The organism is Arthrobacter sp. TB 26 (assembly GCF_000427315.1).
Lineage (GTDB): Bacteria > Actinomycetota > Actinomycetes > Actinomycetales > Micrococcaceae > Arthrobacter.
In genome coordinates this window covers 3,790-9,550 of the sequence record NZ_AUPJ01000429.1, presented here as the reverse complement: position 1 = coordinate 9,550, position 5,761 = coordinate 3,790, and the positions used below count along the sequence as shown (strand labels likewise).

General features: G+C 66.1%; 7 protein-coding genes, 1 tRNA gene and 1 pseudogene (1 of these 9 cut by a window edge). 2 read left to right on the top strand and 7 right to left on the bottom strand.

All coding sequences use genetic code 11. The annotated features are described in order from the left end of the window. Window positions 1-397, top strand: a pseudogene (locus K789_RS23350) (SRPBCC family protein) (it extends 103 nt beyond the left edge of the window). A gap of 99 nt (window positions 398-496) precedes the next feature. Here K789_RS23350 and K789_RS0116425 read toward each other — a convergent pair. From K789_RS0116425 to K789_RS0116405, 5 genes are all read right to left on the bottom strand, one after another. Beyond that, window positions 497-820 carry an SHOCT domain-containing protein gene (locus tag K789_RS0116425; RefSeq protein WP_237739623.1) on the bottom strand — a complete coding sequence of 108 codons (324 nt, stop codon included), beginning with the start codon at window positions 818-820 and terminating at the stop codon, window positions 497-499. A 34-nt stretch (window positions 821-854) separates the two neighbouring features. Next, on the bottom strand, window positions 855-1,310 hold the full coding sequence (locus tag K789_RS0116420) for a DUF6325 family protein (protein ID WP_024367709.1): 456 nt from the start codon (window positions 1,308-1,310) through the stop codon (window positions 855-857). 267 nt (window positions 1,311-1,577) lie between these two features. Beyond that, on the bottom strand, window positions 1,578-2,012 hold the full coding sequence (locus K789_RS0116415) for an SRPBCC family protein (RefSeq protein ID WP_024367708.1): 435 nt from the start codon (window positions 2,010-2,012) through the stop codon (window positions 1,578-1,580). Between the two features lie 208 nt (window positions 2,013-2,220). Continuing rightward, window positions 2,221-2,302: transfer RNA gene (locus K789_RS0116410), tRNA-Tyr, on the bottom strand. Window positions 2,303-2,452: 150 nt separating this feature from the next. Continuing rightward, the gene (locus K789_RS0116405) at window positions 2,453-2,707 is read right to left on the bottom strand and encodes a hypothetical protein (protein ID WP_024367707.1); all 255 of its coding nucleotides are present in this window, start codon (window positions 2,705-2,707) and stop codon (window positions 2,453-2,455) included. Between the two features lie 197 nt (window positions 2,708-2,904). On the opposite strand from K789_RS0116405, the gene K789_RS0116400 reads away from it, so the two are divergent. Continuing rightward, complete coding sequence (locus K789_RS0116400; protein ID WP_024367706.1) at window positions 2,905-3,396, top strand: YajQ family cyclic di-GMP-binding protein; 492 nt, start codon at window positions 2,905-2,907, stop codon at window positions 3,394-3,396. 145 nt (window positions 3,397-3,541) lie between these two features. Here K789_RS0116400 and htpX read toward each other — a convergent pair whose 3' ends face one another. Both htpX and K789_RS0116390 read right to left on the bottom strand, forming a co-directional pair. After that, window positions 3,542-4,414, bottom strand: coding sequence for a zinc metalloprotease HtpX (htpX, locus tag K789_RS0116395; protein ID WP_024367705.1), 873 nt, complete (start codon window positions 4,412-4,414; stop codon window positions 3,542-3,544). A gap of 51 nt (window positions 4,415-4,465) precedes the next feature. Further along, window positions 4,466-5,737: an MFS transporter gene (locus tag K789_RS0116390; protein WP_024367704.1), complete on the bottom strand. Its 1,272-nt coding sequence runs from the start codon at window positions 5,735-5,737 to the stop codon at window positions 4,466-4,468. Between the last annotated feature and the right edge of the window lie 24 nt (window positions 5,738-5,761).

The window sequence follows — 5,761 nt, the reverse complement described above, 5'->3', positions numbered from 1 at the left end:
CCCCCGCCAGCTTGAGCGCTGGTGGGGCCCGCCCACCTGGCCCGCAACTTTCGAAAGCCACGACTTCGTGTCCGGAGGTAAGGCCAGCTACTTCATGACCGGGCCCGACGGCGAGAAGAGCCGGGGCTGGTGGCGGTTCACGGCCATCGAGGCTCCGCACCATCTGGAGTTCGACGACGGTTTTGCCGACGAGAACGGCGCTCCGAACCCCGACATGGGCACGAGCCATGCCGTGATGAGGCTTGAGGCAGTCGGGAACCGCACCCGGATGACCATAGTGTCGACCTTTGACTCAGCAGACGCGTTGGAACAGGTTCTCGCCATGGGCATGGAAGAGGGCATGAAGCAGGCCCTCGGCCAGGTCGACGCCATCCTCGTCGGCTCCAAAGTACGCTGAGCCGCCGGTCCGTCGCGAACTTCGCAAGGGAACACCCCCGCACCTGCCTTCACCGGAAAGTGTGGGGGTGTTTTGCGGTCGCGGCCGAACCTGGCAGCACTATCCGCCGAGGATCTTCGCCTTCTGGGCTCCGAACTCCTGTTCGGTGAGAATCCCCTGCTCCTTCAACGCCGCGAGCTCTTTGAGTTGCTCGATGGCTTCGTTGGAGATTCCGCCGGCGGCAGGCGGGGGCGGCGCCGGCTGCTGGTACGCAGCCTGCTGCTGCTGGCTCATTTGTTGGTCGTAGGCCTGCTGCTGCTTCGCCGCGGTCGCGGCGTCCTTGTCGGCGAATTTCGCAGCCTGCCTGCGCTGGACGCGGCCGCTGACCGCAGATGCCGTCCCGGCCACGACCGCCGTCCGCGCCATACCCCTAAGCAGTCCCATAATGCCTTTCCTCTCGCGTCGCGTCTTTGGTGTGTCAGGCTACGGGCGGCCTGGCGTCGAGGGCTTCGAGTGCCGCCATCACGTCCGGCGCAGGGATCCGCGCGCTCGCCACGAGCTCGCCCCCTGAGTCCCGAACGGCCGCCACAAATGGTGCCGCCCACATGTTTTCGTAGACAATCAGCGCGGCGAGGCTCCCCGGGAGAATCGCCTCTGCCGCTTCGGCGATTTCCTCATCGCCGAGGAGCCCGGATTGCGCGCCGTCGAAGTACGAGAACGCCTCCGCAGGTCCGCCTGGGTCGGTGAGTTCAAGCACCTCGACCGCACCGTCCTCGTTCTTCATGACGACGAGGAGATCGAAGAGCCGGATCACACCCTGCTCGACGAGCCGCACGAGTTCTTCACTCGCCCGTCCCGTCAGCCCTGCCATGGGGAACTCGAGGAGCACAAAGTCGACCGGCCCGTGGGCCTCGGTCTCCGGTGTGGTTGTCACTGGCTTTCCTCCGTTCAGATTCGAGTGCGCTGTCCGGCGCGTTCGTTTAAGTGTGGACGTCGTCTGCCGGACGGTCACCACCCGCGTGGGGTGATACCCGGGGCAGGGCGCCAGCGGGCCGCGGGTCAGTCCGCTTCAGTCGTCAAGGGGATCTTGAGACCACTACAACGCCAGCGGACGGTCGCCGCATCATCCCTTTCGGGTGAGCCCGCAGGGGCAGCGCTTACGACGCCGGACTCGTGGCAGGGTGCCGGACGGCCCTTCCAGTCACGCCGCGGTTCCCTCCACCTGGGCTTTGATGCCCGCCAGCATCGCCTCGCCGTCTTTCTCGCTACGCTTCATGATCAGCGCCTCGACCGGCGGGCCGACAAGCGGGACCGGAAGGTGCCACTCGGCGTCGAGCGTTAGCTTCGTTCCGCCGCCGTCGGCTTCGAACGTGAAGGTGAAGGTCGGGCCGGCAGAGGACTTGGCGAGGATGCGCTGGTTGGGGACGACCCGGGTGAACTCGATGGTTCCTTCATTGTGGATCCCCAGCGTGTGCGTGAACCACCGGGCGGAGGAGCCGACGCCATCGGGCTTCAGCTCAACATCCCTGACCGCAACCTCCGGGAAACAGGCCCAGAGCTTGCCGACATCCCTTGCGAATTCGTAGACCTTCTCGACCGGTGCGTTGATGGTGATGTTCTTCGTCAGTTTCGCCATGGCGCTGATCTCCTTGTCGGTGGTGGGCTGGTCTATGCCTCGAACAGTAGACAGCGCACGCGGACCTCAACAGGGGAGAAGGTCACGCCGAAGCCCGGAGACTTTCGATGGCGCGACGGCGCGCTCCCGAATTCCGCGGGCAGTTCCGGGCCCCGCAGGGCAAAGAAAAAGCCTCCGGAACCTGTTGGTTCCGGAGGCTTTCCAAGGGTGGCAGATGAGGGATTCGAACCCCCGTAGGCGTTGCCAGCTGATTTACAGTCAGCCCCCTTTGGCCGCTCGGGTAATCTGCCGAACTTCAAAAGAAGATCACTCGCGGCCTCCTTGTTCAGAACGCCTGTTTCCAGTCCGTTCCGCTTCCAGTAACCGCGGGCAAGACAACTTTACAGAACTTCCGCCGAAGAATCGAATCGGCGCTTTGTGGGCCCAAAAAGCCCGGAAACTCAGGCCTCCCCGAGGATCCGGCCAGCGAGTTTGGATTCGAACCTCGCGGCTTGCTCCGCCGTGATCTGGTTCAGCTGTACGGCGCGTGCCAGGTCCGCATGGACGCCGTCGAGCCTCGAGGAGGCATCCGCGGCCGGGCTGAAGATGATCGAGGCTGCCAGCGTTGCCGCCGCTACCGACGTCGCGGCCGCGGCAATACCGCCGGCGGCAGCTGCGGTGGAGCGGATGACGTACCGGACGGCCTGGTTCTGCATGAGATGTACCTTTCGAACGACTCTTCCAACTCCTGCAACTCTGCCGTCCGAAACTTCGTCCCCGCCCTGACCCAGCTTTGAGCGGACTGTGAACGGGTCAACGATCCCGCACTCCACATCGGGGGCATCCGTATTAGGCTGGATGGCAGACACCACGGCCCTTCAACGGGCACCCCCCAACCATCAGGAGGACAGTCATGGCAGGCGAATCAACGTTCGACGTCGTCAGCAAGGTAGACAAGCAGGAAGTCGCCAACGCGCTGAACCAGGCGCAAAAGGAACTGGTCCAGCGCTACGACTTCAAGGGCGTCGGGGCCGAGGTCGATTTCAGTGATGAGAAAATCCTCATGAAGGCCAACTCCGAAGAGCGTGTGCTCGCGGTCCTGGACGTGCTGCAGTCCAAGCTGATTCGCCGCGGCATCTCGCTGAAGTCCCTGGACGCCGGCGAGCCCTACGCGTCCGGCAAGGAGTTCCGGCTCGAGGCCACCATCAAGGAGGGCATCGAGCAGGACCTGGCCAAGAAGATCAACAAGCTGATCCGGGATGAGGGGCCCAAAGGCGTCAAGTCCCAGATCCAGGGCGACGAACTCCGTGTCTCGTCCAAGTCCCGCGATGACCTGCAGGCCGTCATGGCGCTGCTGAAGGACTTTGACGAGGCCGACCTGCAGTTCGTGAACTTCCGCAGCTAGGCTCTCGCCGCGGCGCAGACTTCCTCACGCTGCGCAAATGGGCTGTCGCACCGGGTATTGCCGGGTCGACAGCCCTTTCGCGTGTCACGAGTCCGCAGGCGCGTCGCCAGGACTTTTGCGCGTCGCCAGCCCCGGGGCCAGCGGACTAGCCCAGCTGCCGGCCGGCCATCCGCTCGAGCCGGCCGATTCGTTCGCTCATCGGCGGGTGCGTCGAGAACATTTTCGCGACCCCGCCAGCGCGGAACGGGTTCGCGATCATCAAGTGCGAGGCGTTGACCAGCCGCTGGTCCTGTGGAAGCGGCGCCAGCTGCACGCCCTGCTCAATCTTGCGCAGGGCGGAGGCGAGCGCCAGCGGGTCTCCGGTGAGCTTGGAGCCGTCCTCGTCGGCGTCGAACTCCCGGGTCCGGGAGATGGCCATCTGGATCAGCGAGGCGGCAAACGGGGCCAGCAGTGCCATCGCGATCGCGGCGATCGGGTTGGCGTTCCGCCGGTCCCCGCCGCCGCCGAAAATCAGGAACATCTGCGCCACCGAGGTGATGACCCCTGCGACGGCGGCAGCCACCGAGGCGGTCAGGATGTCCCGGTTGTACACGTGCATCAGCTCGTGGCCCAGCACGCCGCGGAGTTCCCGGGCGTCGAGCAGCCGCAGGATGCCTTCCGTGCAGCACACCGCCGCGTTTTGCGGGTTCCGTCCGGTCGCGAAGGCGTTCGGGGCCATCGTCGGCGAGAGGTAGATCCGCGGCATCGGCTGCTGCGCCGCGGCGGAGAGTTCCCGGACAACCTGGTGGAGCTGGGGCGCCTCGGCCTCCGTCACGGGGTAGGCCTGCATGGCCCGGATGGCGATTTTGTCACTGTTCCAGTAGCCGTACGCCGTCGTGGCGACGCCGATCAGGGCCATGATCCAGATCGGTGCGGCACTGCGCATACTCGAAGCCATGAGCGCGCCAAGGCCCAGCAACACCGCCCACAGCACGCCGAACAGCGCGGCGGTCTTCAGTCCGTTGTGATGCTGATGCACTGTTCCTCCAGAAGTCGTCCCAATATCGACCCACACAAGAAAAACGTCCCGCTAAGGCACGGGGTTCCGCGCGTCATACTGCAGGAAGCCCGACTGCCAGTGCGCCACGCTCCAGGCCACCGCGATGCACAACAGACCGCCCAGAAGCAGGACCCAGCCTTCACTCAGAATCTTAGTCCCACCGCCCGCCAGCATGTCCCCCACCCTGGGGCCGCCCGCCACCACCACAATGAACACGCCCTGCAACCGGCCGCGCAGGTGGTCCGGCGCCGAGGCCTGCAGGATGGTGGTGCGGAAGACAGCGCTGACGGAGTCGGCGATTCCGGCCAGCCCGCAGCACAAGGCCGCAGGCAGCAGCCACCACGTCACACCGCCGGCGCCGGCGTTCCCGGCCAGGACGACGACGAGGCCGAAGCCGGCAATGGAGGCGCCCCAGCCCATCACGGACCAGACGACGGCGGTCCCCTGCCGTCGCACCGCCCCCAGCGGCCCGGAGAAGAGGCCGGCCAGGAACGCGCCGACAGCGGTGGAGGCCAGCAGGATCCCCACGGTTGTTTCACCGCCGCCGATCATCACGGCACCAATCGCCGGCAGGAGCGCCCGGGGCTGGGCGAAGATCATGGCGACGAGGTCGATAATGAAGGTCATCCGCAGGTTGGGCCGTGTGCCCAGGAAGCGGAAGCCCTCGACGACGGACCGCAGTCCCGCCGGCCGCGCATGTTCCCCCGGAGGCATGGCGGGCAGCCTCAGCAGGGCCCACAGGGCGAAGATGAAGGTGCCGACGTCAATCGTGTAGGTCCAGGCGAAGCCGACGGTGGCCACCAGAAGCCCGGCCAGCAGGGGTCCGGCCGTCAGCGTGAGGCCGAAACTGATCATGCTCAGTGCATTCGCGGCCGGCAGGAGCTCCTTGCGGACCAGCTCCGGGATGATGGCGCTGCGGGCTGGCTGGTTGATGGCCTGGGCGCCGCTCTGCACCGCGATCAGGACGTACAGCAGCCAGACATTTCCCAGCTGCAGCCAGGCCTGCAGGGCGAGGCACGCGGTGGTCAGCCACAGCACCGAGGAGGCGAGCAGGGCCACCTTGCGGCGGTCATGGGCGTCGGCGATGGAGCCGCCCAGCAGTCCGCCGAAAACCAGCGGGACGAGGGCGAAGATGCTCAGCAGCCCGACGTACAGGCTGTCCTGGGTGAGCCGGTAGACCTCCAGGCTCACGGCAACGAGAGTCAACTGGCTGCCCAGGGCGGCGACAGCGGATCCCAGCCACAGGCGGCGGAACGCCGGACTCTCGCGCAAGGGCGTGATGTCCGCCAGATATTTCCCCACCCGGACACTCTAGCGGCGGCGGAG

Coding starts and splice junctions, on each gene's coding strand:
- K789_RS0116425 (WP_237739623.1), bottom strand. CDS start 820: ATGGGACTGCTTAGGGGTATGGCGCGGACGGCGGTCGTGGCCGGGACG.
- K789_RS0116415 (WP_024367708.1), bottom strand. CDS start 2,012: ATGGCGAAACTGACGAAGAACATCACCATCAACGCACCGGTCGAGAAG.
- K789_RS0116405 (WP_024367707.1), bottom strand. CDS start 2,707: ATGCAGAACCAGGCCGTCCGGTACGTCATCCGCTCCACCGCAGCTGCC.
- K789_RS0116400 (WP_024367706.1), top strand. CDS start 2,905: ATGGCAGGCGAATCAACGTTCGACGTCGTCAGCAAGGTAGACAAGCAG.